This window comes from Mycolicibacter arupensis (genome assembly GCF_002086515.1).
Classification (GTDB): domain Bacteria; phylum Actinomycetota; class Actinomycetes; order Mycobacteriales; family Mycobacteriaceae; genus Mycobacterium; species Mycobacterium arupense.
Genome location: NZ_MVHH01000013.1, coordinates 68295 through 94661, shown reverse-complemented (window position 1 = coordinate 94661; position 26367 = coordinate 68295). Strand labels below are relative to the sequence as shown.

25 protein-coding genes are annotated in these 26367 nt (G+C 67.7%); 16 read left to right on the top strand and 9 right to left on the bottom strand.

The window, feature by feature from the left end:
- Positions 1–174: 174 nt before the first annotated feature.
- From mutT1 to cofC, 3 genes are read right to left on the bottom strand one after another with little or no spacing between them, the layout of a single operon-like run.
- Positions 175–1107: an 8-oxo-(d)GTP phosphatase MutT1 gene (gene mutT1, locus BST15_RS09065; RefSeq protein WP_109370780.1), complete on the bottom strand. Its 933-nt coding sequence runs from the start codon at positions 1105–1107 to the stop codon at positions 175–177.
- A 54-nt stretch (positions 1108–1161) separates the two neighbouring features.
- Positions 1162–3369 (bottom strand): RNA degradosome polyphosphate kinase, encoded by a 2208-nt coding sequence (locus BST15_RS09060; RefSeq protein WP_046189469.1) that lies wholly within the window; start codon positions 3367–3369, stop codon positions 1162–1164.
- The gene (gene cofC, locus BST15_RS09055; protein WP_046189468.1) at positions 3359–4048 is read right to left on the bottom strand and encodes a 2-phospho-L-lactate guanylyltransferase; all 690 of its coding nucleotides are present in this window, start codon (positions 4046–4048) and stop codon (positions 3359–3361) included. Before cofC ends, BST15_RS09060 begins: the two co-directional genes overlap by 11 nt.
- Positions 4049–4148: 100 nt before the next feature.
- Here cofC and BST15_RS09050 point away from each other — a divergent pair, with 100 nt between their 5' ends.
- Together BST15_RS09050 and BST15_RS09045 are read left to right on the top strand one after the other, a co-directional pair.
- Positions 4149–5177: an NAD(P)H-dependent glycerol-3-phosphate dehydrogenase gene (locus BST15_RS09050; protein WP_046189467.1), complete on the top strand. Its 1029-nt coding sequence runs from the start codon at positions 4149–4151 to the stop codon at positions 5175–5177.
- A 190-nt stretch (positions 5178–5367) separates the two neighbouring features.
- Positions 5368–6480 carry a D-alanine--D-alanine ligase family protein gene (locus tag BST15_RS09045; protein WP_046189466.1) on the top strand — a complete coding sequence of 371 codons (1113 nt, stop codon included), beginning with the start codon at positions 5368–5370 and terminating at the stop codon, positions 6478–6480.
- 96 nt (positions 6481–6576) lie between these two features.
- Here the strand turns inward: BST15_RS09045 and BST15_RS09040 are convergent, their stop codons facing one another.
- Entirely contained in the window at positions 6577–7122 is a 546-nt protein-coding gene (locus BST15_RS09040; protein WP_234708268.1) for a DUF3515 domain-containing protein, read from the bottom strand.
- 38 nt (positions 7123–7160) lie between these two features.
- Here BST15_RS09040 and BST15_RS09035 point away from each other — a divergent pair, with 38 nt between their 5' ends.
- Complete coding sequence (locus BST15_RS09035; RefSeq protein ID WP_264002441.1) at positions 7161–8138, top strand: thiamine-phosphate kinase; 978 nt, start codon at positions 7161–7163, stop codon at positions 8136–8138.
- A gap of 6 nt (positions 8139–8144) precedes the next feature.
- Positions 8145–8825, top strand: coding sequence for a uracil-DNA glycosylase (locus BST15_RS09030; RefSeq protein WP_046189463.1), 681 nt, complete (start codon positions 8145–8147; stop codon positions 8823–8825).
- A 62-nt stretch (positions 8826–8887) separates the two neighbouring features.
- On the opposite strand, the gene rpmB is transcribed toward BST15_RS09030, so the two are convergent.
- A complete protein-coding gene (gene rpmB, locus BST15_RS09025) occupies positions 8888–9079 on the bottom strand; it encodes a 50S ribosomal protein L28 (protein ID WP_024443272.1) in 192 nt (63 codons plus the stop codon).
- A gap of 193 nt (positions 9080–9272) precedes the next feature.
- On the opposite strand from rpmB, the gene BST15_RS09020 reads away from it, so the two are divergent.
- Genes BST15_RS09020 through BST15_RS09010 form a run of 3 tightly spaced genes read left to right on the top strand, consistent with a single transcriptional unit; the run spans position 9273 to position 13863 of the window.
- Positions 9273–10916 (top strand): DAK2 domain-containing protein, encoded by a 1644-nt coding sequence (locus BST15_RS09020; protein WP_046189471.1) that lies wholly within the window; start codon positions 9273–9275, stop codon positions 10914–10916.
- 2 nt (positions 10917–10918) lie between these two features.
- Positions 10919–13150, top strand: a complete 2232-nt coding sequence (gene recG / locus BST15_RS09015; RefSeq protein WP_046189462.1) for an ATP-dependent DNA helicase RecG — start codon at positions 10919–10921, stop codon at positions 13148–13150.
- Positions 13147–13863: an HNH endonuclease family protein gene (locus BST15_RS09010; RefSeq protein WP_046189461.1), complete on the top strand. Its 717-nt coding sequence runs from the start codon at positions 13147–13149 to the stop codon at positions 13861–13863. The genes recG and BST15_RS09010 overlap by 4 nt, the downstream gene beginning before the upstream one ends.
- A 21-nt stretch (positions 13864–13884) precedes the next feature.
- Here BST15_RS09010 and BST15_RS09005 read toward each other — a convergent pair whose 3' ends face one another.
- The gene (locus tag BST15_RS09005) at positions 13885–14724 is read right to left on the bottom strand and encodes an aldo/keto reductase (protein WP_046189460.1); all 840 of its coding nucleotides are present in this window, start codon (positions 14722–14724) and stop codon (positions 13885–13887) included.
- A gap of 1 nt (position 14725) precedes the next feature.
- Complete coding sequence (locus BST15_RS09000) at positions 14726–15571, bottom strand: aldo/keto reductase (RefSeq protein WP_046189459.1); 846 nt, start codon at positions 15569–15571, stop codon at positions 14726–14728.
- Between BST15_RS09000 and BST15_RS08995 the strand changes: the two genes are divergently transcribed.
- The 6 genes from BST15_RS08995 (at position 15570) to coaD (ending at position 22555) form a co-directional block, all read left to right on the top strand.
- Positions 15570–16682, top strand: a complete 1113-nt coding sequence (locus BST15_RS08995) for an alpha/beta hydrolase (RefSeq protein WP_046189458.1) — start codon at positions 15570–15572, stop codon at positions 16680–16682. The genes BST15_RS09000 and BST15_RS08995 overlap by 2 nt on opposite strands.
- A gap of 65 nt (positions 16683–16747) precedes the next feature.
- Positions 16748–17503 carry a DsbA family protein gene (locus BST15_RS08990; RefSeq protein ID WP_046189457.1) on the top strand — a complete coding sequence of 252 codons (756 nt, stop codon included), beginning with the start codon at positions 16748–16750 and terminating at the stop codon, positions 17501–17503.
- A complete protein-coding gene (locus BST15_RS08985; protein WP_370759880.1) occupies positions 17497–18111 on the top strand; it encodes a vitamin K epoxide reductase family protein in 615 nt (204 codons plus the stop codon). The genes BST15_RS08990 and BST15_RS08985 overlap by 7 nt, the downstream gene beginning before the upstream one ends.
- A 9-nt stretch (positions 18112–18120) precedes the next feature.
- Positions 18121–21504, top strand: coding sequence for a pyruvate carboxylase (locus tag BST15_RS08980; RefSeq protein WP_046189455.1), 3384 nt, complete (start codon positions 18121–18123; stop codon positions 21502–21504).
- On the top strand, positions 21501–22067 hold the full coding sequence (gene rsmD, locus BST15_RS08975) for a 16S rRNA (guanine(966)-N(2))-methyltransferase RsmD (protein WP_046189454.1): 567 nt from the start codon (positions 21501–21503) through the stop codon (positions 22065–22067). The genes BST15_RS08980 and rsmD overlap by 4 nt, the downstream gene beginning before the upstream one ends.
- 11 nt (positions 22068–22078) lie before the next feature.
- Positions 22079–22555 carry a pantetheine-phosphate adenylyltransferase gene (gene coaD, locus BST15_RS08970; RefSeq protein WP_046189453.1) on the top strand — a complete coding sequence of 159 codons (477 nt, stop codon included), beginning with the start codon at positions 22079–22081 and terminating at the stop codon, positions 22553–22555.
- A gap of 52 nt (positions 22556–22607) precedes the next feature.
- Here coaD and BST15_RS08965 read toward each other — a convergent pair whose 3' ends face one another.
- Both BST15_RS08965 and purU read right to left on the bottom strand, forming a co-directional pair.
- The gene (locus tag BST15_RS08965) at positions 22608–23162 is read right to left on the bottom strand and encodes a DUF4334 domain-containing protein (RefSeq protein WP_046189452.1); all 555 of its coding nucleotides are present in this window, start codon (positions 23160–23162) and stop codon (positions 22608–22610) included.
- Positions 23163–23203: 41 nt separating this feature from the next.
- Positions 23204–24136, bottom strand: coding sequence for a formyltetrahydrofolate deformylase (gene purU, locus BST15_RS08960; RefSeq protein ID WP_234708269.1), 933 nt, complete (start codon positions 24134–24136; stop codon positions 23204–23206).
- 143 nt (positions 24137–24279) lie between these two features.
- On the opposite strand from purU, the gene sepIVA reads away from it, so the two are divergent.
- From sepIVA to rnc, 3 genes are read left to right on the top strand one after another with little or no spacing between them, the layout of a single operon-like run.
- Entirely contained in the window at positions 24280–25017 is a 738-nt protein-coding gene (gene sepIVA, locus BST15_RS08955; protein WP_046189451.1) for a cell division protein SepIVA, read from the top strand.
- A 39-nt stretch (positions 25018–25056) separates the two neighbouring features.
- On the top strand, positions 25057–25665 hold the full coding sequence (locus BST15_RS08950) for a YceD family protein (protein ID WP_234708270.1): 609 nt from the start codon (positions 25057–25059) through the stop codon (positions 25663–25665).
- A complete protein-coding gene (rnc, locus tag BST15_RS08945) occupies positions 25662–26366 on the top strand; it encodes a ribonuclease III (protein WP_046189449.1) in 705 nt (234 codons plus the stop codon). Before BST15_RS08950 ends, rnc begins: the two co-directional genes overlap by 4 nt.
- Position 26367: the final 1 nt, after the last annotated feature.

The window sequence follows — 26367 nt, the reverse complement described above, 5'->3', positions numbered from 1 at the left end:
CGGCCAAGAAGGTTGTGGCCAAGAAGGCAGCCACCAAGGCTCCGGCCAAGAAGGTCGTCGCCAAGGCTCCGGCCAAGAAGGCCACCAAGGCTCCGGCCCGCAAGGGCCGCAAATAGCCGCTCGCAGCAACGAATAGCCGAGCGCCGCGGGGTCACCCCCGCGGCGCTCGGTCGTTCAGGCCAGTGCGTGGGCCGCCAGCGGACTACCGAGGTGGTCGGCGGCGATGAGCCGACCCTCCGATAGGGACAGCACCCAGGTGCTGCCCTTGCGGTTGCGGGATTTGTCAGGTGTGATCCCGTCGCGATCACACCACCAAGCGATCAGGTCCGGAATCACCTTGCCCTGTGTGCAGATAACCGGCGTACCGCCCAGCCCAGCGATCTCGACCACCCTGCGACGAGCCTGTTTCGGGTCGTCGGCGTAGGACTCCTCGGTCAGAGCCGGCTCGTTGTGTACCGACACCCCCAGTTCGGCAGCCAGGGGCTCCACGCTCTGGTGACAGCGCACCCGGTCGGCGGCGTAGACGCTGGTGGCGCCGAAGGCCAAAAGTTGATCGGTGAGCGCCTCAGCCTGGGCGCGGCCCTTCTTGTCCAGGGGCCGTAGGCGGTCGTCTCCGGAGAACCGCGACCGGCGCCCGGCAGCGCCGTGGCGCACGATCATCACCGTGTCGGTATCCGCGGGCTTTTTGGCGAACCGCCGCAAGATCTTCCGATCGAAGGAGTACCGGAGCTCTTTCATGGCGGCGTCGATCGGCAGCCACACGAGATCGTCGACCTCGTGATTGGGCACAAAGTCTCCGCCCAGCGTCCGCGCGCTCCAGTACCGCACCTTCTTGAGGCCCTGGGTGACCGGATAACTGACCACACCCAGCCGACGACCCAGGTGCGCGTGTTGGCCGGTCTCTTCCAGGATTTCGCGTACGGCCGTCACGGGCTCGGTCTCCCCGGGGTCCACCTTGCCCTTAGGCAGCGACCAGTCGTCGTAACGCGGCCGGTGGATCAGGGCGACTTCGACGGCATGGCGTCGGTGCCGCCACAGCACCGCGCCGGCGGCATGGACCACCTTGCCGGTGGCCTCGGAGCCTTCCGCGATTGTCGTTTCGAGCACCTTGCACTCCTGCAGGTCAATTGGGGCTACGCGGACGGCGGCGTGGGGGCTGTGTCAGGGATTGCGGTGTTGCTCCATCAACGATGCCTGGTGGTCGCGCACCGTGGCGCCGGCCTGCGGTTCGGCGGTCCATTGGCCATCAGATCCGAGCTCCCAGCAGCGGGTGGCCGGGTCCATCGCGGAGTCGAACACGTCTGCCAGTTGTGCGGTCAGCCGCGGGTTCTTCACCTGCACCATCACCTCGACGCGCCGGTCCAAGTTGCGGTGCATCATGTCGGCGCTGCCGATCCAGAACTCGTCGATGGCCTGGAAGTGGATGATGCGCGAGTGCTCAAGGAAACGGCCGAGAATCGAGCGGACGAAGATGTTTTCGGAGAAGCCTTCGACCCCGGGGCGCAGCGCACAGATACCGCGCACAAACAACTCGACGCGTACCCCGGCGCGGGAGGCTCGGTAGAGCGCGTCGATCACCTGCTCGTCCACCAGCGAGTTGAGCTTGAGCCGGATGCGGCCCTCTCCGTTCTCGCGGTGTGCGGCGACCTCACGCTCGATGCGCTCGATGATCCCGGTCCGGACCCCGTGCGGGGCCACCAACAGGTTGCGGTAGGCGACTTTCCGTGAATAGCCGGTCAGCGAGTTGAACAGGTCGGTCAAGTCGGCGCCGATGTCGGGGTCGGCGGTGAGCAACCCCACGTCCTCGTACAGGCGTGCGGTCTTGGAGTTGTAGTTGCCGGTGCCGATGTGGCAGTAGCGCCGGATGGCCGAGCCCTCGCGACGCACTACCAGGCAGACCTTGCAGTGGGTTTTCAGCCCAATCAGGCCGTACACCACGTGCACCCCAGCCTGCTCCAGCTTGCGCGCCCATTTGATGTTGGCCTGCTCGTCGAAGCGGGCCTTGATCTCGACGAGCGCCACCACCTGCTTACCGGCTTCGGCGGCATCGATCAGTGCAGTGACGATCGGCGAATCACCCGAGGTCCGATACAGGGTCTGCTTGATGGCCAATACCCCCGGGTCAGCGGCGGCCTGCTCGATGAAACGCTGCACGCTGGTGGAGAACGAGTCATAGGGGTGGTGGACCAGCACGTCGCCCTCGCGCAGCGTGGCGAAAATGCTCTTGGGAGTTTCCCGTTCGGCGAACGCCGGGTGGGTGGCCGGGACAAAGGTCCGGTCCTTGAGGTCGGGGCGGTCCTGACCGTAGATCTGCCACAACGACGACATATCGAGCAGGCCGGGGACCTCGATGACATCGCCGGGGTGCACGTCCAGTTCGCGCAGCAACAGCTCCAGCATGTTCTCGGTCATGTCGTCGGCGACCTCGAGGCGCACCGGCGACCCGAACCGGCGTCGCGCCAACTCCCGCTCAAGTGCCTGCAAGAGGTCTTCGTCGCGGTCCTCTTCGACCTCGAAGTCGGCGTTGCGGGTGATGCGGAACGCGTGATGTTCCACGATCTCCATGCCAGGGAACAGCACCGGCAGGAATGCCGCGATCAACTCTTCCATCGGCAGGAAGCGGACCCCGTCACGGCTTTCGCTGCTGCCGGCCACGGCGTCGAGTTCGACGAAGCGCTCGACGTTGTCGGGCACTTTGACCCGGGCGAAGTGACTTCCGCCGTCCTCAGGACGTTTGACCGTCACCGCCAGGTTCAGGCTGAGCCCGCTGACGAAGGGGAACGGGTGGGCCGGATCGACGGCGAGCGGTGTCAGCACGGGGAAAACCTGCTCGTGGAAGTAGGCCGAGAGCTGCTCGCGCTCGGCCGGAAGCAGGTCTGCCCACGTGACGATATGAATGCCCTCGGCGGCCAATGCGGGCCGAACCGAGTCGAGGAACGCGCGGGCGTGGCTGGTCGCGATCTGCTGGGTCTGCTCGCCGATGCGGCGCAGCTGCTCCCGCGGCGTCAGGCCGTCGGCCGAACGCACCGAGAGCCCCATCTCGTCGCGGCGCTTGAGGCCGGCGACGCGGACCATGTAGAACTCGTCGAGATTGGACGCGAAGATCGCCAGAAACTTGGCACGCTCCAACAGCGGCAGCGAGGTGTCAGCGGCTAACGCCAGCACCCGCGCGTTGAAGTCCAGCCAGCTGAGCTCTCGGTTGAGGTAGCGGTCGGGGGGCAATTCGTCGTCATCGCGGGCCGCGGGTGCGGCGGTGGCAGCGGGTGGGGCGGTCGGGGTTGCGTCGTTGGGACGCCAATCGGTCGTGTCGGTACGCGCCTCGGTGAGTTCGCTGCCCTCTATTTCGTCCACCCCGGAATCATTGCTCATCGCGCGTGGCACTGCCACTGGACTTTGCGCGGGCGAGCGCGCGGGCTGTCGCGGCTCCGACACCGAGCCGCCGTGCCACCGCCAGGTCCTCCGGTGTGTCGATGTCACACCTCAGGCCCGGCCAAGCGCCGGTAAGTTCCAGCGCACCCGACTGCCGGTGCCGCTTCGAGGATTCCCGGCCGAATCGAGGTTCCAGTGCGGTGCCGAACGCGAACAGCGCCGCGGTGCCCATCCCATGCCGGTCGGCGACGAAACTGCGTTGGTGTGTCCGTGCCGCAGCGATGGCCTCGTCAAGTTCGTAGGTCTGCAGCGCTGGCAGATCACCTTGCAGAACAACGATGTTCGGCACAGATTCAGACACCGAGGACTCGGCCGCGGCAAGCGCGTTGTTCAGTGGGTCGCTGTGACCGTCCGGCGTCGGGTCCTCGAGCACCTCGGCTCCCAGCTCTGCGGCGGCCGCAGCGGCGGCCTCGTCGGGAGTGACCACGGTGATGTGTTCGAGCCCGCGGGCGGCCAGGGCCGAGGTGATGGTGTCCACCAGCATGGCCAGCACCACAGCCTCGCGCAGGGGCGCCGGAAATGCCGGCGCCAGCCTGGTCTTGGCCACGCTGAGCCGCTTGACGGCGATGATCAGGCCGATGCCGGATTCTTCGGCCTGTGTTGACTGCACACCAGACATCCTGCCAGCGTCGCGTGCCGCCACGGTGACCCGCTTCGCCCGGATCCGATCAGGTTGCGATCCCCGATAGGGTGATGCGCTTACAGGGAGGTGGTGTGCAATGGCCGGCACTGAGGGCACTGTCGCGGTGATGGGGGCGGGGGCGTGGGGCACAGCTTTGGCCAAGGTGCTCGCCGATGCCGGTAGTCAGGTCAGGCTGTGGGCACGCCGGCCCGACATTGCCTCGCAGATCAACGAGACCCGATGCAACCCCGACTACCTGCCCGGTTTCGTCGTTCCCGACGCCGTGCACGCCACCAGTGATCCGGCCGAAGCCCTGGATGGATTGACCACCGTGGTGCTGGCCGTCCCGGCGCAGTCCATGCGCGCCAATCTTCAGGCGTGGGCGCCCCACCTCAACGGCAACGCCACCCTGGTCAGCGTTGCCAAGGGCATCGAACTGGGCACGCTGATGCGGATGAGTCAGGTGATCGCAGCGGTGACAGGATTCGACACGGGGCAGGTCGCGGTGGTGTCGGGGCCTAACCTCGCGGCAGAGATCGCCGCAGGCCAACCGGCGGCCACCGTGGTCGCCTGCACCGACTCCGGCCGTGCGGTGGCGCTGCAGCGGATGCTCAACACCGGCTACTTCCGGCCCTATACCAATTCCGATGTGGTCGGAACGGAGATCGGCGGCGCCTGCAAGAACATCATCGCCCTGGCCTGTGGGATGGCGGCAGGGGTGGGCCTGGGCGAGAACACGGCAGCCGCCATCATCACCCGGGGCTTGGCCGAGATCATTCGCCTGGGCGTCGCGCTGGGCGCCAAGGACACCACGCTGGCCGGCCTGGCCGGCGTGGGTGACTTGGTGGCCACCTGTACTTCGCCGCATTCCCGCAACCGATCCTTCGGTGAGCGCCTGGGGCGCGGAGAGGTGATGCCGCAGGTGCCGGGATCGGCGGGTTTGGTGAGCATCGCCGGCGGCCATGTGGTCGAAGGGGTGACGTCATGCCAGTCGGTACTGGCGCTGGCATCCAGCTATGACGTGGAGATGCCGCTGACCGATGCCGTGCACCGGGTCTGTCACACCGGGTCGTCGGTCACCGAGGCAGTGGCCCTGCTGCTGGGACGTCGCACCAAACCGGAGTGAACCGCCCGGTCCTCTGGGGCGGTCCAGCTTCGCCTCTCCTTCGTCGAGTCTCGCTAACCGCCCGGTCCTCTGGGGCGGTCCAGCTTCGCCTCTCCTTCGTCGAGTCTCGCTAACCGCCCGGTCCTCTGGGGCGGTCCAGCTTCGCCTCTCCTTCGTCGAGTCTCGCTAACCGCCCGGTAGCCTCTGGCGTGTGAATTCCCACGAACGCACGCGCGTGGCCGTCGTCTTCGGCGGCCGCAGCAGCGAGCATGCCATCTCCTGTGTCTCGGCGGGCAGCATCCTGCGCAACCTGGACCCCCAGCGCTTCGAGGTGGTCGCAGTTGGCATCACCCCGGAGGGGGCGTGGGTGCTCACCGACGGCAACCCAGAGGCACTGGCCATCACCGACCGTCAACTACCGATGGTCGGCGCCGACTCGGGTGCTGAACTGGCTCTGGCGGCCGACCCGCAGCGGGCCGGTCAGCTGGTCGCGTTCTCGGCCGCGGGACCCGCGGAGGTGCTGGAATCCGTCGACGTCGTGTTCCCGGTTCTGCACGGTCCCTATGGTGAGGACGGGACCGTGCAAGGGTTGCTTGAGCTGGCCGGGGTTCCATACGTGGGGGCCGGTGTGTTGGCCAGCGCGGCGGGCATGGACAAGGAATTCACCAAGAAGCTGCTGGCCGCCGACGGCCTTCCGATCGGCCCGTATGCGGTGCTACGTGCCGGCCAGGAGACGCTGTCGATCAGCGATCGGGAGCGGCTGGGGCTGCCGTTGTTCGTCAAACCGGCGCGCGGTGGCTCGTCGATCGGGGTCAGCCGAGTCACCTCCTATGACGAACTTCCCGCCGCGATCGCCGCGGCTCGCACGCATGATCCGAAGGTCATCGTGGAGGCGGCGATCGTGGGCCGTGAGATCGAATGCGGGGTGCTGGAATTCCCCGACGGCACGGTGGGCGCCAGCACGTTGGGGGAGATCCGGGTTGCCGACGTCGCCGACCGCAACGACTCGTTCTATGACTTCGCCACCAAGTACCTCGATGACGCAGCCGAACTCGATGTTCCCGCCAAGATCGACGACGAGGTGGCTGAGGCGATGCAACAGTTGGCAATTCGGGCGTTCGCGGCGCTGGACTGCCAGGGGCTGGCCCGGGTGGACTTCTTCCTGACCGATGACGGTCCGGTGATCAACGAGATCAACACCATGCCCGGATTCACCACCATTTCCATGTATCCGCGGATGTGGTCGGCCAGCGGCGTCGACTATCCGACATTATTGGCGACGATGGTCGACACGGCCCTGGCCCGCGGGGTGGGGCTGCGCTGACGGTCAGGCGCGGCGCCAGCTTGCGCCGAGCGTGCACTGCGCCCGGAAAACCCGACTGAAAATCAGTCTGATCGCACGTTCGGCGACGGGAATCCTTCAGCGTGGAGGCCCCGGCCGGATCGGCACGGCCTGCAACTTCTCGGCGATCAGATCCGAGAGCTCCTGAATGGGCGTGGGGCCCGATCCCGGCGGCAACGTCAGGGCCAGGTAGACCGACCGGTCGACCACATACCAGGTGGCGCGATCGCCTTCGCGGACCTCGAACCATTGCACGTGATCGACCACCTGAAGCGGTGAACCCACCACGAAGTCGGCAGGTCGGTCCAGGCCGCAGCGCAGCACGACCGCCGCCCCGTCGCCGGCGGTCCACGCCGCCGCGCCCTGCGGCGCCGGCTCCGCGAGCTCGGCGCGCTGGTAGTCGCCCAGATCCACGGGCAGGGCCGCCAGGACCGCGCGGCATGGGCCGCTGTCGGCGTGCGGGGCCGGCACCGTGGCCAGCGGCATCGGTGGGGCCGGTCGCCGGCCCGGGTGGTGCAGTGCCGCGACGGCTAACGCACCCCCTACCGCGATGACGGCGACCACCAGGGCGACCAGCAGCGCGAGGCGCGCCGGCCCATCGCTGTCATTTCCGGGATTAGTCAAGCCCCGCCTTTCCATCCAGCACACCTACACTCCAGGCTGTGCGCGGTAACGAGCCCACGCTGGGTCAGCTTGGAGAGTTTCCCATGATCGACCGGCTGGTGGCTGGGCGCCGTCAGCCGGACACCACCCAACTGGGTCCCGGCGACGACGCGGCAGTGGTGCGCTGCGCCGACGGTCGCGCCGTGGTCTCGGTCGACATGCTGGTGGAGGGCCGGCATTTCCGGCTGGACTGGTCGACGCCGGAGCAGGTCGGCCGCAAGGCGATCGCGCAGAATGCCGCCGATATCGAGGCGATGGGCGCGCGGCCCACGGCCTTCGTGGTCGGTTTCGGCGCCCCAGCCCACACGTCCGCCGCCGATGCCGCCGCCCTCGCCGATGGAATGTGGGCTGAGGCGGCGCAGCTGGGGGCGGGTGTGGTGGGCGGTGATCTGGTTCAGGCGGACCGGTGGGTCGTGTCGGTGACCGTGCTCGGGGACTTGGACGGCCGGACGCCGGTGTTGCGGTCCGGGGCGCGTCCCGGGGCGACGCTGGCGGTGGCCGGCGAGCTGGGGCGCTCGGCGGCGGGTCTGCGGCTGTTCAGCGATGGCGTAGCCACCGACGATCTCGCCGAACTGCGGCAGCGGCACCTGGTCCCGCAGCCGCCGTATGGGCAGGGCGCGGTGGCCGCCGACGCCGGAGCCCAGGCGATGACCGATGTCTCCGACGGATTGATCGCCGATCTGGGACACCTGGCCGCTGCGTCGCAGGTGACCTTCGACGTCTCCAGGGACGCACTGGGGGCCGACTATCGAGCCCTGGCGGCCGCTGGTGCTGCGGTCGGGACCGATCCGTGGTCGTGGGTGCTGGGCGGGGGAGAGGATCACGCTCTGGTCGCGGCGTTTGCCGGCGCCGTGCCCCGTGGTTGGCGAGCCATCGGGCACGTCGTTGAGGGGCCGGCACAGGTACTGGTCGACGGGGCGGTGTGGAACGGGCTGCCGGGCTGGCAGTCGTTCGATTCCGGCACCCCATTACCTTGAGACACCATGAGCGCACGTCCACTTCCTGAACTCGTCGAAAGCGGTTGGGCCAGTGCGCTGGCACCGGTCACCGATCAGGTCGCCGCACTGGGGGCATTTCTGCGCGACGAGAAGGCATCCGGACGTGGCTATCTGCCCGAAGGTCAGAACATCTTGCGTGCCTTCACCTTTCCGTTCGACAAGGTGCGGGTGCTGATCGTTGGACAGGATCCCTATCCGACACCTGGCCACGCAGTGGGCCTGAGTTTCTCGGTGGCACCGGATGTGCGGCCGTTGCCGCGCAGTCTGGAGAACATCTTCACCGAGTACACCGCGGACCTGGGCTACCCCAAACCGTCCAACGGAGATCTGTCGGCGTGGGCGCAGCGGGGAGTGTTGTTGCTCAACAGAGTTCTCACCGTGGCGCCGGGAACCCCGGCATCGCATCGGGGCAAAGGCTGGGAGGCCGTCACCGAATGCGCGATCCGAGCCCTGACGGCCCGCAGTCAGCCCATGGTGGCGATCCTGTGGGGGCGCGATGCCGGGACGCTCAAACCAATGCTCAACGAGCAGTGCCTGACGATCGAATCACCGCACCCCTCGCCGCTGTCGGCGTCGCGGGGATTCTTCGGATCGCGGCCGTTCAGCCGTGCCAACGCGTTGCTGGCACAGCTGGGGGCCGACCCGATCGACTGGCGACTGGAGTGACGCCCTAGCTCAGGTCGCGCAAACTCACCAACCAGGTCCCCGATTGGCGAGCAAGGGCGGACTCAGCCGCGGACGACCTTGCCGGCCTTGATGCACGAGGTGCAGGCGTTCAGGCGCTGCTTGTTACCGCCGGGACGCGCGGCGTGCACGACCTGAATGTTCGGGTCCCACCGACGGCTGGTCCGACGGTGCGAGTGGGATACCGACTTACCGAAGCCGGGGCCCTTTCCGCAGATATCGCACACGGCAGCCATATGTGACACTCCTCAAAACGTCTGCTTGAGGGCCAACAACCTCAGCGGGTGGCCCGACAACCTGATCAGGATACCCGCCCGGCGGGGCAACCACCAAAACGCCCCATCCCCGCCGGACGGACGTGACCTGTGCTGTCGTCCGGAGTGATTAGGCTTGCGGCCACCGGAGGTGGTGGCAGGAAGGTGGGTGCAGGTGGGCAACCCCGATCGTCGGCTGGATGCGGCGACCTTGCGGGACTGGGCACACACCGCCGTCGGTGACCTGATCACCCACACCGACGAGATCAATCAGCTCAATGTCTTCCCGGTCGCCGACTCGGACACCGGAACCAACATGCTGTTCACCATGCGGTCGGCTCTCGCCGAGGCCAACACCGAGGCCGCCTCGGGCCAGGTGGGCCGGGTTGCGGCCGCGCTGTCGTCCGGGGCACTGCATGGCGCGCGCGGTAACTCCGGGGTGATCCTCTCGCAGATCTTGCGCGGTCTGGCCGATGTGACCGCAGGCCACCGCGGCGAAGCCCGTGTGATCGACGCGTCGCTGCTCGCCGAGGGTCTGCGCCACGGCGTCGAACTGGTGGTCACCTCCATGGGCGGCCAAGAGGTCCCGGGCACCATCGTCTCGGTATTGCAGGCCGCCGCGGCCGCCGTTGAGCGGTGCGCAGTGCAGGGCGCGGAGCTGGGTCCGGCGCTCGTGGCCGGTACCGATGCCGCCGCAGCGGCGCTGGATGCCACCACCGCGCAGCTCGACGCACTCGCCGAGGCCGGAGTGGTCGACGCGGGCGGTCGCGGCCTGCTGGTTCTGCTGGACGCCCTGCGCTCGACCATCACCGGGCAGGCGCCGGTGCGGCCGGTGTACCAGCCGTCGCCACGGCCCTGGCCTCCCGACGTGGGCACGGCGCCGCCCGCGCCCCAGTTCGAGGTGATGTACCTGCTCGGCGAGTGCAGCCCCGAAGACACCGAAGCCCTGCGAGAAAGACTCACACAGCTGGGCGAATCGGTGGCGATCGCGACGGCGGGGGTGGTCGGCGGATATTCGGTGCACGTACACACCGACGACGCCGGCGCGGCCGTGGAGGCGGGGCTGGCCTTCGGCCGACCACGGCGCATCCAGATCTCGGCCTTGGCCGGGGTGACCAGGGTGTCGCCGGGTAGCTGGGCCCGGGAGCGCGCGGTGCTGGCGGTGGTCGACGGCGACGGCGCCGCGGCGTTGTTCGATTCCGAAGGCGCCAGCGTGCTGCGGCCCGACCCGCACAGCGACGAGCCGGTCGTGATGGTCAGTGCCCAGCAGCTGCTGCGGGCCGTGGTGGACACCGGGGCGGCCCAGGTGATGCTGTTGCCCAACGGCTACGTGGCCGCCGAGGAACTGGTCGCCGGCTGTACCGCGGCCATCGGGTGGGGCATCGAGGTGGTTCCGGTGCCGACCGGCTCGATGGTGCAGGGGCTGTCGGCCCTGGCCGTCCACGATCCCGGCCGGCCAGTGGTCGATGACGGCTACACCATGGCGCGGGCGGCCGGCAGCACCAGGCTCGGGTCGGTCCGAGTCGCCACCGAACATGCGCTGACCTGGGCCGGCTCCTGCCGCCCCGGCGACGGCCTGGGTATAGCCGGCGACGAGGTGCTGATCGTGGCCCGCGATGTGGGAGCGGCGGCGATCGGTCTGATCGACCTCTTGCTGGCGGCCGGCGGTGAGCTGGTGACGGTGCTGGTCGGGGCCGGCTTCGACGGGGACGTCATCGCCGTCCTGGCGAGGCATGTGCACGATCAACATCCCGGAACCGAGCTTGCGACCTACTGCACCGGGCATCGAGGGGATGCGCTGCTGATCGGGGTCGAGTAGCTATGGTCACCTTGGCCGATCGGCTGGACTACGTGGTGGGCGCGGATGCGGCCGGCAAACTCGACGAGTTTTTCGGCATCCGCACCGTCGCCGAGCTGCTGCGTCACTACCCCCGCAGCTATGTCGAGGGTGCGACGAAGCGGGGCCTCGACGAGGCTCAGGCGCTAGAGGGTGAGCACATCACCCTGGTTGACACCATCGCCACCGCGATGGCCAAGCCGATGAGGCGACAAGCCGGGCGGCGCCCCAACGAGTATCTGGTGATCACCCTCGGCAGCGGCCAGAAGAAAGTCAGCGCGACGTTCTTCAATGCGCGCGGCCTCAAATACAAACTCACGCCCGGTACCAGGGTGATGCTCTCCGGCGAGGTCGGCTACTTCAACCGCAAACTCCAACTGACCCACCCCGACTTCCTGATCCTCGACGCCCCCGACAAGGACAACTTCGGCAGTGACTCGCTGCGCAGCATCGCCGATGCGTCGCAGGCGATCAGCGGGGAGGTGCTGCAGTCGGAGTTCGAGCGCGCCTGCTATCCGATCTATCCGGCCAGCACCAAATTGCAGAGCTGGGACATCTTCGCCTGCGTGCGACAGGTTCTCGAGGTGCTCGAACCGGTGCCCGATCCGCTGCCGGCCGCGCTGCTGGCCGAGCGTGACCTGATCAGCGAGGACGAGGCACTGCGCGGCATCCACCTGGCCGAAAGTGAGACCCTGCGGTCGAAGGCCCGCGCGCGACTGACTTTCGATGAGGCCGTCGGGCTGCAATGGGCGCTGGCGGTGCGCCGCAACGGCGAGCTGTCCGAATCCGGGCCGCCTGCCCCGCCCCGCGCGAACGGGTTGGCCGCGGAAATGCTGCAGCGGTTGCCTTTCGAGCTGACGGCCGGACAGCGCGATGTGCTCGACGTGTTGCACGCCGAACTGTCCGCTACCCGCCCGATGAACCGGATGCTGCAGGGTGAAGTCGGCTCGGGAAAGACGATCGTGGCGCTGCTGGCCATGCTGCAGATGGTGGACGCCGGCTATCAGTGCGCGCTGCTAGCGCCCACCGAAGTGCTTGCAGCCCAGCATGTCCGGTCGATGCGAGACATGCTGGGCCCGCTGGCGCTGGGCGGGCAGCTCGGCGGCGCGGACCATGCCACCGCGGTGGCCTTGCTCACCGGGTCGATGTCGGCGGCCGCCAAAAAGCAGGCCCGTGCGCAGATCACCGGCGCAGCGGCCGGCATCGTGGTCGGCACCCACGCATTGCTGCAGGACTCGGTCGAGTTCCACCGGTTGGGCATGGTGGTGATCGACGAACAGCACCGCTTCGGTGTCGAGCAGCGGGATCGGCTGCGCGCCAAGGCTCCCGAAGGCATGACCCCGCACCTGCTGGTGATGACTGCCACCCCGATCCCGCGGACGGTGGCACTGACCGTCTACGGCGACTTAGAGACCTCCACGTTGCGTGAACTGCCCCGCGGGCGACAGCCGATCCGCTCCACGGTGATCTTCGAGAAATCCAAACCCGCATGGCTGCAGCGGGCGTGGGAACGCATTCGCGAGGAGGTGGCCGCGGGCCGACAGGCCTATGTGGTGGCACCGCGCATCGACGAGACCGACGAATCCGCGCAGACCGGCGATCAGGAGCAAGGCGGCACCCGCCCCTCGGCGACCGCGGTGGAACTCTACGATCGCCTGAAGTCGGGGCCGTTGGCCGGATTGCGCCTCGGGCTGATGCACGGCCGGCTCTCCGGCGAGGAGAAGGACGCCGTCATGAGCGCGTTCCGGTCCGGAACGGTGGACGTGCTGGTGTGCACCACCGTGATCGAGGTCGGCGTCGACGTGCCCAACGCGACGGTCATGCTGGTGGCCGACGCCGACCGCTTCGGCATCAGTCAGCTACACCAGCTGCGCGGCCGGATCGGACGGGGCGAGCACGCCAGCCTGTGCCTGCTTGTCACCGCCGCCAGTGAGGGGTCCCGAGCGGGCAAGCGGCTGGAGGCCGTCGCCGGCACTCTCGACGGGTTCGCGCTGGCGGATCTGGATCTGCGGGAGCGCGGTGAGGGAGATGTGCTGGGCCGTAACCAATCCGGTTGGCGGGGCGGCCTGAAGCTGCTGTCGCTGGTCGACCATGCCGAGGTCATCGAGGCGGCCAGGACCTGGTGCGAGAAGGCCTGGGGCGCAAACCCGGATGATCCCGGGCTGGCCACCCTCGCCGCGTACTTCACCGACATCGAATACCTGGACAAGGCATGACCCCGAGCCGCAGGACCCTGCTGTGGCTGGCCGTGGTGGCGGTGCTGGCGGTGGCCGTGGCCTACCAGACGGTCTCTACCGTCGGTCACCGTAGCCGCGCCCTGGCGACGGAGTCCGGGATGCCCACGGTGGCGCCGGGCACCGACGTCCTAGCCGGTATCACGGTGATACCGGCCCGCGCCCATCGCCACGACTACGTCCGGTCGCGCTTTGGGGACGCCTGGGACGACGACAACGATGCGCCCGGTGGGCGCAATGGCTGCGACACCCGCAATGACATCCTCAACCGGGACCTGGTCGACATCACCCATGTGTCGACCAAGCGCTGCGCCGACGCGGTTGCCGCCGGCATCCTGCATGACCCCTACACCAATGCCGTGGTCGCCTTCACTCGTGGCGCGAAAGTCGGCGAGGCCGTGCAGATCGACCACATCGTGCCGCTGGCCTATGCCTGGGACATGGGGGCGTCGGCCTGGCCGTATCGCCAGCGGTTGCGCTTTGCCAACGACCCGGCCAACCTGTTGGCGGTCGCCGGCCAGGCCAACCAGGACAAAGGCGATGGCGGGCCCGGGCAGTGGATGCCGCCGAACAGGGCGTTCGCCTGTCAGTACGCCATCGCCTATCTGGCGGTTCTCCGCGGCTATGCGTTGCGGGTCGATCAAGCCTCCGCCGATGCCTTGCGCGCGGCCGCGGGCACCTGCCCGATCGGCTAGGAAGTCCTCCGCCGCGGCGGATCAGATACCCGCGTAGGTCAGCGGGTCCTCTCGCACCCGGGTGCCGTCGTTGAGGCCGCTGAGGCTCGCCATGTGCTCGTCGGCCAGCTCGAAGCCGAACACATCGAGGTTGGCGGCGATGTTCTCGGGCTTGGCCGAGCGGGGAATCACCACATTGCCCAGCTGCAGGCTCCAGCGGATCAGCACCTGCGCCGGTGTCTTGCCGTATTCACCGGCGATGGCCGTGACGGTCGGGTGGTCGAGCAGCCGGCCGACGGCCAGCGGGCTGTAGGCCTGCGTGATGATGCCGCGCTCGGCGTTGGCGGCACGCAGCTGCGCCTGGTTGAGCAGCGGGTGCAGTTCGATCTGGTTGACCGAGGGCGTCTCGAACGCCAGGTCGATCACATCGTCGAGATGCTCCGCGGTGAAATTGCACACTCCGATGGAGCGGGCCAGGCCGAGTTCCCGTGCCTGGATCAGTCCGCCATAGCTGTCGACGTACATGCCCAGCGACGGCGCTGGCCAGTGGATCAGGTACAGGTCCACGTAGTCCATGCCGAGCCGCTCAAGGCTGGCCTTGCACGCCTCGATGGCGGCGGTCAGGCCCTGGTCGGCGTTGGCCAGCTTGGTGGTGACGAACACCTCCTCACGCGGGATGCCTGACGAGGCGATCGCCCGGCCGACGGCGGCCTCGTTGCCGTACACCTTGGCGGTGTCGATCAACCGGCAGCCCAGCTCGAGCGCGGCAGAGACCGCCCGCTCGGTTTCGGCTTCGGACAACTCCGCCACACCGAGGCCCAGGGTGGGGATGGTGCGGTCGTCATTGAGCGTGACGGAGGGGATCGCGGTGCCCGACGTCATGTCACCTACCTGTGTCATCGAAGGTTCGTGGATCGGGCCCCAGTCGGGCGCCGTCGTCGAGCGAGGATATCTCGGCCATCTGTGCGGTGCCGAGTTCGAAGTCGAAGACGTCGAAGTTGCTGACGATACGCTCCGGGTTCACCGATTTCGGAATGACGATATTACCCAGCTGCAGGTGCCACCTGAGCAGTACCTGGGCAGGGGTCTTGCCGCATCGCCGCGCCACCTTGGTGATCGTCGGATGAGTCAGCAGCGAACCCCGGCCCAGAGGCGCCCAGGCCTCGGTGGCAATGCCGAGGCGGGCATGCACCTGCCGTAACTCGGCCTGGTTGAAGCGCGGGTGCAGTTCGACCTGATTGACGACCGGAACGATCCCGGTTCCATCGATGAGGGTCTCAAGGTGTTCGGGTTCGAAGTTGCTCACGCCGATCGAACGAATCCGGCCCTGGTCTCGCAGGTGGGCCAACGCCCGGAAGGTCTCGACGAACTTTCCGTGCGCCGGCAGCGGCCAGTGGATCAGATACAGATCCAGAAACTCCAGGCCAAGTAGGTTCATGCTGGTGTCGAACGCAGCCAGGGTCGAGTCATAGCCCTGATCGGCATTCCACAGCTTCGTCACCACAGAGATGTCCTCGCGCGGCAACCCGGATGCGGCGACCGCCCGGCCCACCTCCCGCTCGTTGCCGTAGAGGGCCGCGGTGTCGATGTGCCGGTAGCCGGCTTCGAGTGCGGTGCTCACCGCTCGCTCAGTCTCATCGGGTGAAATCTTGTAAACCCCGAAGCCAACACTCGGAAGGGAATTACCGTCGTTGAGCGTGACCGAACGTAAGTCAGTTCCAGCAGCCATGACAGGAAGTCTGCCAGGCGGTTCCCGCACCCGGAGGGGCGCGCGCTGGGCCGCGCAGCTGCAGAACACCGCCTTGAGCGTCGGGATGAAAACGATGCCGATGCTGCCGATCGCTGTGCAGCGGATCCTGGCCGGCGGTCGGGCGGTGACCATCGACGGCAACACCCTCGATCCCACCCTGCGGCTGGCGCTGGCCGGGCAGCACGCCATGGGTATCACCGGCTTGGTCACCGGCGATGACGCCGTTGCCTCCCGCGCCCAGCTGCGCGAGACCTCCGCCGGGCTCGGCGGGTCTGACATCCACGTCGACGTTCGCGACATCGTCCTACCGGGACCGGCGGGTGACCTGGCCGCCCGGCACTACCTGCCGGTCGGCGGCCCCGAGCGTGAGGCCAAGCCGCTGCTGGTCTTCTACCACGGTGGCGGGTTCGTGATCGGCGACCTGGACAGCCACGACGCGTTCTGTCGACTGACCTGCCGGGACGGCGACGTTGCGGTGTTGTCCGTCGACTACCGGCTGGCACCCGAGCACCCCGCGCCGGCCGCACTCGACGACGCCTATGCGGCGTTTCGCTGGGCATACGAGCACGCCGCGGAGCTCGGCGGCATCCCCGGGCAGGTGGCGGTAGGAGGGGACAGTGCCGGCGGCAATCTGGCCATCGGGGTGGCCCTGCGGGCACGTGATGACGCCGGCCCGGCGCCCGCACTGCAGTGGCTGATCTATCCGGTGGTCGACTGCACCGCCCACACCCGCTCACGCACCCTCTTTGCGGAGGGCTTTCTGCTGACCAAGCACGACATCGACTGGTTCACCGACCAGTACGTGGGTAGCTCGGGGCTGGAGGCGACCGACCCGCGGGTATCGCCGTTGTTCGCCGACGACCTCTCGGGACTGCCGCCCGCGCTGGTGGCGGTCGCCGGCTTCGATCCGCTGCGCGACGAGGGTGAACTGTTCGCCACGGCGCTGCGCGAAGCCGGTGTGGTGGTCGACCTCCGTCGGATGCCGTCACTGACGCACGCCTTCATCAACCTGTTCGGGCTCGGCGGCGGCAGCGCGGCTGCGACCAGTGAATTGATCTCGGCACTGCGGGCCCACCTCAGCCGCGGCTGAGGCCTGCCGCGCGCGCCGGTACGCTGAACCGCAAACCGACCAGCGAAGACGAGGACGAACGGACTGTGGCCACTAAACCCAAACGCCCCGGCGCCTCCGGCCTGAGGGCCGGCGACCAGAAGCGCAACCTCGCTGTGCAGATCGGGCTTGTCGCCATCGTGGTGGTCTTCGCGGTGGGCCTCATCGGCTACATCGTGGTGTCCAACGGTCACAAGAAGGGCGCCGGCGCCGGCGAGGCGATCCGGGTCACTTCCAGCAAGCTGGTCACCAAGGACGGCACCGATGAGCCCAAGGCCGTGCTGACGTTCTACGAGGACTTCCTCTGCCCGGCCTGCGGCAATCTGGAGCGGGCGTTCGGCCCCACGGTGTCCCGGCTGATCGACAGCGGGGCGATCGCCGCCGACTATCACATGGTCGCGATCCTGGATCGGCCGCAGAACGACGACTATTCCTCGCGGGCCGGCGCTGCCGCCTATTGCGTCGCCGACGAGAACAACGATGCCTTCCGCCGATTCCACACCGCGCTCTACACCGAGCAGTTGCAGCCGTCGGAGATCGGAACGGAGTTTCCCGACAACGACCGCCTGATCGAGCTGGCGCGCCAGGCCGGCGCGGCAGGCACCGTTCCGGCGTGCATCAACAGCGGGAAGTACCTCAAGATGGTGGGGGGGATGGCCGCGGCCGGAGGAATCCACGCCACGCCGACACTGCGCATCAACGGAGAGGACTACCGGCCCTCGACGCCGGAAGACCTGGTCTCGAAGATCCGTGAGATCGTCGGCGACCTGCCCGGCATGGACGCGCCGTCCAAGGAATCGTGACCACTACGCCCTCGGCGGTCGAGCCGCCCACCCAGGCGGTGCGCGTGACCGCATCCCGGGCCTGGGCGGTGCTCATCGGCGGACTCATCGGACTAGCCTCCTCGGTCACGCTGACCGTCGAGAAGATCAAACTGCTGATGGATTCGGGGTATGTGCCGTCGTGCAACCTCAACCCGGTGTTGTCCTGCGGATCGGTGATGGTCACCCCGCAGGCGTCGGTACTGGGCTTCCCCAACCCGTTGATGGGAATCGTCGCCTTCACCGTGGTGGTGGTCACCGGGGTGTTGGCTGTGGCAAAAGTTCCACTGCCGCAGTGGTATTGGACCGGATTGGCGATCGGCACGCTGGCCGGCGCCGGCTTTGTGCACTGGCTGATCTTTCAGAGTCTGTATCGGATCGGCGCGCTGTGTCCCTACTGCATGGTGGTCTGGGCGGTCACGGTATGCCTGCTGGTGGTCTTCGCAGCCCTAGCATCCGAGCCGGGGGGTATACGCAAAAATTTGCAGCATTTGCACCAGTGGCGTTGGACCGTTGCTGCGTTATGGTTTGTCGCGTTATTTCTGTTGGTATTTATTCGGTTTCAGGACTACTGGATAACGCTGTTGTAGGGGTGGATTGTGATCTCCAAAGTGCTGGTGGCCAACCGCGGAGAGATCGCTGTCCGTGCATTCCGTGCCGCCTGCGAGCTCGGAGTCGGCACCGTGGCCGTCTATCCGTACGAGGACCGCAACTCGCTGCACCGGCTTAAGGCCGACGAGTCCTACCAGATCGGTGAAGAGGGCCATCCGGTCCGTGCCTACCTGTCGGTCGACGAGATCGTGCATACCGCGGTGCGATGCGGGGCCGACGCGGTGTACCCCGGTTACGGCTTCCTTTCGGAGAACCCCCAACTGGCGCAGGCGTGCGCCGAGGCAAACATCACCTTCGTCGGACCCAGCGCGGCGGTACTGGCGCTGACCGGTAACAAGTCCCGCGCGGTCGCTGCCGCGAAAGAGGCGGGCCTGCCGGTGCTGGCGTCCTCGGCGCCCTCCACATCGGTCTCAGAGTTGCTGGCCGCGGCCCAAGACATGACGTTCCCCCTGTTCGTCAAGGCGGTCGCCGGTGGCGGCGGGCGCGGGATGCGCCGCGTCGCCGACATCGACGCACTGGCCGAAGCCATCGAGGCCGCGAGCCGGGAAGCGGACTCGGCCTTCGGCGACGCACACGTCTACCTCGAGCAGGCGGTACTCAACCCGCGTCACATCGAAGTGCAGATCCTGGCCGACACCTACGGCAACGTGATCCATCTGTACGAGCGAGACTGCAGTGTGCAGCGCCGGCATCAGAAGGTCGTCGAGTTGGCACCGGCGCCCAACTTGGATCCGGCTCTGCGCGCAAAGATCTGCGACGACGCCGTCGCCTTCGCGCGCCAGATCGGCTACACCTGTGCGGGCACGGTGGAGTTCCTCGTGGACGAACGCGGTCACCACGTGTTCATCGAGATGAACCCCCGGATCCAGGTGGAGCACACCGTCACCGAGGAGATCACCGACGTCGACCTGGTGTCCTCGCAGCTTCGGATCGCCGCCGGTGAGTCGCTGGCCGACCTGGGGCTGACCCAGGAGTCGATCACGTTGCACGGCGCAGCGCTGCAATGCCGGATCACCACCGAGGATCCGGCCAATGGATTCCGTCCCGACACCGGCCGCATCAGTGCCTACCGCAGCCCGGGCGGTGCCGGCATCCGGCTGGACGGCGGCACCACCCTCGGCGCCGAGATCAGTGCCCACTTCGACTCGATGCTGGTGAAGCTGACCTGCCGGGGCCGTGATTTCTCCACCGCGGTGGACCGGGCTCGCCGAGCGATCGCGGAATTCCGGATTCGGGGCGTTGCCACCAACATTCCCTTCCTGCAGGCCGTGCTCGACGATCCGGACTTCTCGGCCGGCCGTGTCACCACGTCGTTCATCGACGAACGGCCGCAGCTGTTGACCGCGCGATCCTCGGCCGACCGGGGAACCAAGATCTTGACTTACCTGGCCGACATCACAGTCAACAGCCCACACGGGACCCGGCCGACAGCGGTGTATCCCCGTGACAAGCTGCCCGAGTTGGACCTGTCGGTGCCGCCACCGGCCGGCTCCAAGCAACGACTGGCCGAGCTGGGGCCCGAGGGCTTCGCCCGCTGGTTGCGGGAATCGCCGGCATTGGGCTTGACCGACACCACATTTCGCGACGCCCACCAGTCACTGCTGGCAACGCGGGTACGCACCAGCGGACTGGTGAAGGTGGCGCCGTATGTGGCCCGGACCATGCCGGAACTGCTGTCGGTCGAGTGCTGGGGTGGGGCGACTTACGATGTGGCGCTGCGGTTTTTGAAGGAAGACCCCTGGGAGCGGCTGGCCGCGCTCCGTGAGGCGCTGCCCAATATCTGCCTGCAGATGCTGCTGCGTGGCCGTAACACCGTCGGTTACACGCCCTATCCCCAACTGGTCACCTCGGCGTTCGTGGAAGAAGCCACCGCAACGGGTATTGACATCTTCCGGATCTTCGACGCACTCAACAACGTCGATTCCATGCGTCCGGCCATTGATGCGGTTCGCGAAACCGGCACTGCGGTAGCCGAAGTCACCATGTGCTACACCGGTGATCTGGCCAGCCCGGGCGAGACGCTCTACACCCTGGACTACTACCTGCGGCTGGCCGAGCAGATCGTGGACGCCGGAGCCCACGTGCTGGCCATCAAGGACATGGCCGGGCTTTTGCGCCCCGCGGCGGCGACCACTCTGGTGAGCGCGCTGCGCAGTCGTTTCGACCTGCCCATTCATGTGCATACCCACGACACCGCGGGCGGCCAGCTGGCCACCTACGTAGCTGCGTGGCAGGCGGGCGCCGATGCCGTGGACGGTGCGGCCGCTCCGCTGGCCGGAACCACCAGTCAGCCGGCCCTGAGTTCGATCATCGCGGCTGCGGCCCACACCGACTACGAGACCGGGATATCGCTGGACGCGGTGGGTGACTTGGAGCCGTACTGGGAGGCGCTGCGAAAGGTGTACGCGCCCTTTGAGTCGGGGCTCGCGGCGCCCACCGGTCGGGTCTACCGCCATGAGATTCCCGGTGGCCAACTGTCCAACCTGCACCAGCAGGCCAAGGCCCTCGGGTTGGCGGACCGATTCGAGGATGTCGAGGCCAACTATGCCGCCGCGGACGCCGTACTCGGTCGGCTGATCAAAGTCACCCCGAGTTCGAAGGTGGTCGGGGATCTGGCCCTGGCGCTGGTGGGTGCGCAGGTCAGCGCCGACGAGTTCGCCGCCGACCCGTCCCGGGTCGACATCCCGGATTCGGTGATCGGATTCCTGCGTGGCGAACTGGGTGACCCGGCCGGCGGCTGGCCGGAGCCCCTGCGGACCAAGGCGCTGGAGGGTCGCGGCCCGGCACGTGAGGTGCAGCAGCTGTCGGCCGACGACGAGGCGGTGTTGTCGCACTCGGGTCCGGAGCGTCGGGCGCGGCTTAATCGACTGCTGTTTCCCGGTCCGACAAAGGAATTCGAGGCACACCGCGAACTGTACGGAGATACCTCCCGGTTGTCGGCGAACCAGTTCTTCTACGGACTGCGCCAAGGAGAGGAACACCGGGTCAGGCTGGAACGCGGGGTTGAGCTGCTCATCGGGCTGCAGGCCATCTCCGAGCCGGATGAGAGAGGGATGCGCACCGTGATGTGCATCCTCAACGGTCAGCTTCGGCCCGTGGAGGTCCGTGACCGCAGCGTGGCCAGTGAGGTGCCCGTCGCAGAGAAGGCCGACCGCACCAAGGCCGGTCACGTCGCGGCGCCGTTCGCCGGCGTGGTCACCGTTGGGGTGGCCCAGGGTGAGCGGGTCACCGCCGGGCAGACCGTCGCGACCATCGAGGCGATGAAGATGGAGGCTGCCATCACCGCACCCGCTGACGGCACCGTCGCCCGCGTGGCCGTTGCCACAACCGCCCAGGTCGAGGGCGGCGACTTGCTGGTGGTACTGAGCTGACTCGCATCGTGGGCGGTGCGGCCGGTGGTCGGCGCATCGCGGTGCCCCCGCGCGGTACCCGGCCGACCACCGACCGGGTGCGTGAGGCGCTGTTCAACGTGCTCGATGCCCGGATGGACCTGACCGACATGGCGGTGCTCGACCTCTACGCCGGTTCGGGTGCGCTGGGTTTGGAGGCGTTGTCGCGGGGCGCGGCCTCGGCGCTGTTCGTCGAATCGGACCGTCGGGCCGCCGACGTGCTTTCCGGCAATATCGCCGCGGTGGGACTGCGCGGAGCCGCCCTGCGTCGCGGCACCGTGGCCGCGGTGTTGGCCGGGGGGACTGACACGCCGGTGGATCTGGTGCTGGCCGATCCGCCCTACGACGTCGATGCCGCCACGATCGACGAGCTGCCGGGGTTGTTGACCGCCGGCGGATGGGCCGTGCCGGGCACCGTCGTGATGATCGAGCGGGCCGCCTCCAGTCCAGCGGTGGGCTGGCCACCGGGCTGGAAGGCCTGGCCCACGCGCCGGTACGGCGACACCCGGCTGGAGCTGGCGGAGCTGTCTTCAGTGGGCTGCTAGCGTCGAGCACCATGAGTGGTGCGGTATGCCCCGGTTCGTTCGACCCGGTGACGTTGGGACACGTCGACATTCTGGAGCGCGCGGCCGCCCAGTTCGACGAGGTGGTGGCCGCCGTCCTGATCAATCCCGCCAAGAAGGGCATGTTCACCCTTGACGAGCGCCTTGAGATGATCGCCGAGGCCACCGCGCATCTGCCCAATGTGCGCGCGGAATCGGGCAGGGGACTGGTGGTCGACTTCGTCCGGGAGCGGGGGCTGACCGCGATCGTCAAGGGTCTGCGCACCGGTACCGACTTCGAGTACGAACTGCAGATGGCCCAGATGAACAAGCACATCGCCGGCGTCGACACGTTTTTCGTGGCGACGGCACCGCGGTATTCGTTCGTATCGTCATCGCTGGCAAAAGAGGTGGCGTCGATGGGCGGCGATGTCGCCGACCTGTTGCCGGCGCCGGTAAACCGCAGGCTGGCCGAGAAGCTGGGCTCCTAGCCGCGCTCTGTGCCGACCGGCATTGGCGTTGAGGCGCCGAAATCGATTGCCGTCAGATAAGTTTCAGTGATTCATCGCGGTACAGCACAAAGAAGTACGGCCATGTCGAACCCCGCAGGTCCATCGCGCCGATCACCGCGTCATCGGTGAGCCGGCGAAAGACGTCGTTGACCGGTGCCTGGTCGTAGACCATGGTGGCGCTGTCGACTCCGCGGTACCGGGTGGTGCGCAGGCGGGCCCTGGGGGAGCGGGTTCGCAGCAGTGGTTGCAGCGTATTGAGCTGTCCGAGAAACGAGCGCTTCTTCAGCGCGGGAAGCTTGGTCGCGGGTCCGAGGACGCTGAAGGCCAGCACCGGGTTGAACGCCCACAGTGCCGATCCGTCGCGGGTGGGGAAGAGCAGGGGATGCACCGTCTCGGCGTCCACGAACTGCTTGCCCCACCAGCCGGTGGCAGCCAGCAGGCCGTCCAGTGGGTGACCGGTGGGCAGTTCGGCGCCGTGCCAGGTGCCGAACATGAATTCCGGGTCCACCGGGTCTGCGGCATCGAAGATCTCAAGGGCGTCGGCGGTGGTCGTCGGCACGACGGGAAACAGGTCTTCCATGAGCATGCGCAACACCGTACGTGACAGCTGTCAACCGGGCGACTGGCTTAGAGCACCACGGTTTCGTTGCCCACCCGCAGGACACGGTCCTGGCAATGCCACTGCACCGCCCGGGACAGCACCGCGCGCTCCACGTCGGCGCCCAAGCGCACCAGATCGGTGACGCTGTGGGTGTGGTCCACCCGCACCACGTCTTGTTCGATGATCGGCCCCTCGTCGAGCACGTCGGTGACGTAGTGCGCGGTGGCTCCGATCAGTTTCACGCCGCGCTCTCGCGCCCGCTGATACGGCGCCGCACCGATGAAGGCCGGCAGGAACGAGTGATGGATGTTGATCAGCGGGCACCCCACCGCCTCGATGAAGTCGCCGGTGATGATCTGCATGTAGCGGGCCAGCACCACCAGATCCACGTTGCCGCAGAGCAATTGGAGCTGACGCTGCTCGGCCTCGGCGCGGATGTCGCGGGTTGCCGGAATATGGAAGAAAGGCACTCCGAATGGGCGCACCTGCTCTGCCAATTCCGGGTGGTTGGAGATCACCATCACCACGTTCATCTCCAGCTCGCCGCGGCGGTTGCGCCACAGCAGATCCAGCAGGCAGTGGTCCGTCTTGGAGGCCATGATCGCCACCCGCTTGGGCTTGGCCGCCTCGGTGAATCGGTAGTCCATGGTGAACCGCTGCGCCACCGTGGCACCGAACTGTTCTTGCAGTCCGTCGAGGGCGGCCGGCAGCCCGGGCAGGTGGAAGATCGCCCGTTGCACGAAGGTCCCGTCCTCGGGCGCCGTCGAATGCTGATCGAGCGAGATGATGTTGGCTCCCGCGTCGGCCAGAAACGCACTGACCGCGGCGATGATGCCGTGACTGTCCGGGCAGCGCAGCAGCAGTCGGCCGATGTCGCCGGCCTGATGGCTGCCGGACTGGTGCGGGTAGCCCGGCTGGACCTGCCCCGATGTCGCAATACCCGCGGAACCGTGTGTCATGGCCGCCCTTCGCCGATCGCCGACTTCAACCGGTCAGGCTACCGGTGACCTGGACGAGAATCCGACACACCGGGCGACTAACACAGTCACACACGTAACACAGGGCACACTAGTAACAACAACGATGTCTGGAGGGTGCTGCCGTGTACCGAGTGTTCGAAGCCCTTGACGAGCTGGGATCCATTGTCGAAGAGGCCCGTGGCGTGCCGATGACGGCAGGTTGTGTGGTGCCCCGCGGTGACGTCCTGGAGTTGATCGACGACATCCGCGACGCCATCCCCGGCGAAATGGACGACGCCCAGGACGTGCTCGACGCCCGCGACTCGGTGCTCAACGAGGCCAAGGAGCACGCGGAGTCCATGGTCGGCGCGGCCACCGCCGAAGCGGACTCGCTGGTCAGCCATGCACGCGCCGAGGCCGACCGCCTGCTGGCCGACGCCAAGGGGCAGGCCGACCGCATGGTCGCCGAAGCGCGTGGACACAGCGAGCGGATGGTCACCGAAGCCCGCGAGGAAGCGGCTCGGCTGAGCGCCACCGCCAAGCGTGAGTTCGAGACCGCCACCAGCCGCGCGCAGGCCGAATGCGACCGGTTGGTCGAGAACGGCAACGCTGCCTACGAGAAGGCCGTGCAAGAGGGCATCAAGGAACAGCAGCGGCTGGTCTCGCAGAACGAGGTCGTGACTTCCGCACGTGCCGAATCCACCCGCCTCATCGACTCGGCGCACGCCGAGGCCGACCGGATGCGCGGCGAATGCGACATCTACGTCGACGCCAAGCTGGCCGAGTTCGAGGACTTCCTCAACGGCACGCTGCGCTCGATCAACCGTGGCCGTCACCAACTGCGCACCGCCGCGGGCACTCACGACTACGCAACTCGCTGACCGGCGAACGCCACCTGACACGCTGCGTAGAATCGCGGCATGGCAAGGCACCCCGGCGCAGGTATGAAGGCAGCGCGGCGAAAGCTGCCTGCGCCGTTCGTGATCAACGTCTCCCGGCTCGGACGGCGGCCCGGGGCCCTGATGCCGGTGCGTGAACAGCGCATCAACCCTGACCGGATCGGGCTCGACCTGGTTGCCATTCCCGCGGACGCCGCAGTGGAGCTGGATCTGCGGGTGGAATCGGTCTCCGAGGGAGTTCTGGTCACCGGCATGGTCTGGGCGCCCACCGCCGGCGAATGCGCGCGCTGCCTGCAACCGGTGACCGGTGACATCGAGGTCGAGCTGACCGAACTGTTCGCCTACCCCGACAGCACCACCGATGCCACCACCGACGAAGACGACATGGGCCGTGTCGTCGACGACGCCGTGGACCTCGAACAGGCCATCGTCGACGCGGTCGGACTGGCGTTGCCGTTGTCCCCGCTGTGCGACCCCGACTGCCCGGGGCTGTGCCCGGACTGCGGGGTAGTGCTGGCCGCCGCCGAACCCGGCCATCACCACGACAAGATCGACCCTCGCTGGGCCAAGCTGGCGGGTATGCTCCCCGCCCAGGAGGACAGCGGGCGCAGCGACGACGGTGAGCGGTGAGCCGTCCGCGGCAGGCCCTGCTCGATGCGCTGGGCGTGGATCTTCCCGATGAGCTGCTCACGCTGGCCGTCACCCACCGCAGCTACGCCTACGAGCATGGCGGCCTACCCACCAACGAGCGGCTGGAGTTCCTCGGCGATGCCGTATTGGGTCTGACGATCACCGACGAGCTCTTCCATCGCCACCCGGACCGGCCCGAAGGCGACCTCGCCAAGCTGCGCTCCAGCGTGGTCAACACCTCGGCGCTCGCCGACGTGGCACGAGGGCTGACCGCGGACGGGCTGGGGGCCCATCTGCTGCTCGGCAGGGGCGAGGAGAACACCGGCGGCGCGGACAAGTCCAGCATCCTGGCCGACGGCATGGAATCTCTGCTGGGCGCGGTCTACCTGCAGCACGGAATCGACACCGCCCGACACGTCATCCTGCGGCTGTTCGGTCCGCTGCTCGACACCGTGGCGACGCTCGGCGCGGGCCTGGACTGGAAGACGAGCCTGCAGGAGCTGACCGCTGCTCGGGGCCTGGGCGTGCCGTCCTATCAGGTCAGCTCCACCGGTCCCGACCACGACCGCGAGTTCACCGCGACGGCTGTGGTGGCAGACACCGCTTACGGCGCAGGCGTCGGCCGGACCAAGAAAGAAGCCGAGCAGAAGGCGGCGGCGGCAGCCTGGCAGGCGCTGGAGGCTCTAGGTCCGCAGGCCTGAC

Coding starts and splice junctions, on each gene's coding strand:
- BST15_RS09000 (WP_046189459.1), bottom strand. CDS start 15,571: ATGGCTGCTGGAACTGACTTACGTTCGGTCACGCTCAACGACGGTAAT.
- BST15_RS09010 (WP_046189461.1), top strand. CDS start 13,147: ATGACCCCGAGCCGCAGGACCCTGCTGTGGCTGGCCGTGGTGGCGGTG.
- BST15_RS09005 (WP_046189460.1), bottom strand. CDS start 14,724: ATGACGTCGGGCACCGCGATCCCCTCCGTCACGCTCAATGACGACCGC.
- BST15_RS09060 (WP_046189469.1), bottom strand. CDS start 3,369: ATGAGCAATGATTCCGGGGTGGACGAAATAGAGGGCAGCGAACTCACC.
- BST15_RS08950 (WP_234708270.1), top strand. CDS start 25,057: ATGGCAAGGCACCCCGGCGCAGGTATGAAGGCAGCGCGGCGAAAGCTG.
- purU (WP_234708269.1), bottom strand. CDS start 24,136: ATGACACACGGTTCCGCGGGTATTGCGACATCGGGGCAGGTCCAGCCG.
- BST15_RS08965 (WP_046189452.1), bottom strand. CDS start 23,162: ATGCTCATGGAAGACCTGTTTCCCGTCGTGCCGACGACCACCGCCGAC.
- BST15_RS09050 (WP_046189467.1), top strand. CDS start 4,149: ATGGCCGGCACTGAGGGCACTGTCGCGGTGATGGGGGCGGGGGCGTGG.
- rpmB (WP_024443272.1), bottom strand. CDS start 9,079: ATGGCTGCCGTGTGCGATATCTGCGGAAAGGGCCCCGGCTTCGGTAAG.
- recG (WP_046189462.1), top strand. CDS start 10,919: ATGGTCACCTTGGCCGATCGGCTGGACTACGTGGTGGGCGCGGATGCG.
- BST15_RS09030 (WP_046189463.1), top strand. CDS start 8,145: ATGAGCGCACGTCCACTTCCTGAACTCGTCGAAAGCGGTTGGGCCAGT.
- cofC (WP_046189468.1), bottom strand. CDS start 4,048: ATGTCTGGTGTGCAGTCAACACAGGCCGAAGAATCCGGCATCGGCCTG.
- BST15_RS08995 (WP_046189458.1), top strand. CDS start 15,570: ATGACAGGAAGTCTGCCAGGCGGTTCCCGCACCCGGAGGGGCGCGCGC.
- coaD (WP_046189453.1), top strand. CDS start 22,079: ATGAGTGGTGCGGTATGCCCCGGTTCGTTCGACCCGGTGACGTTGGGA.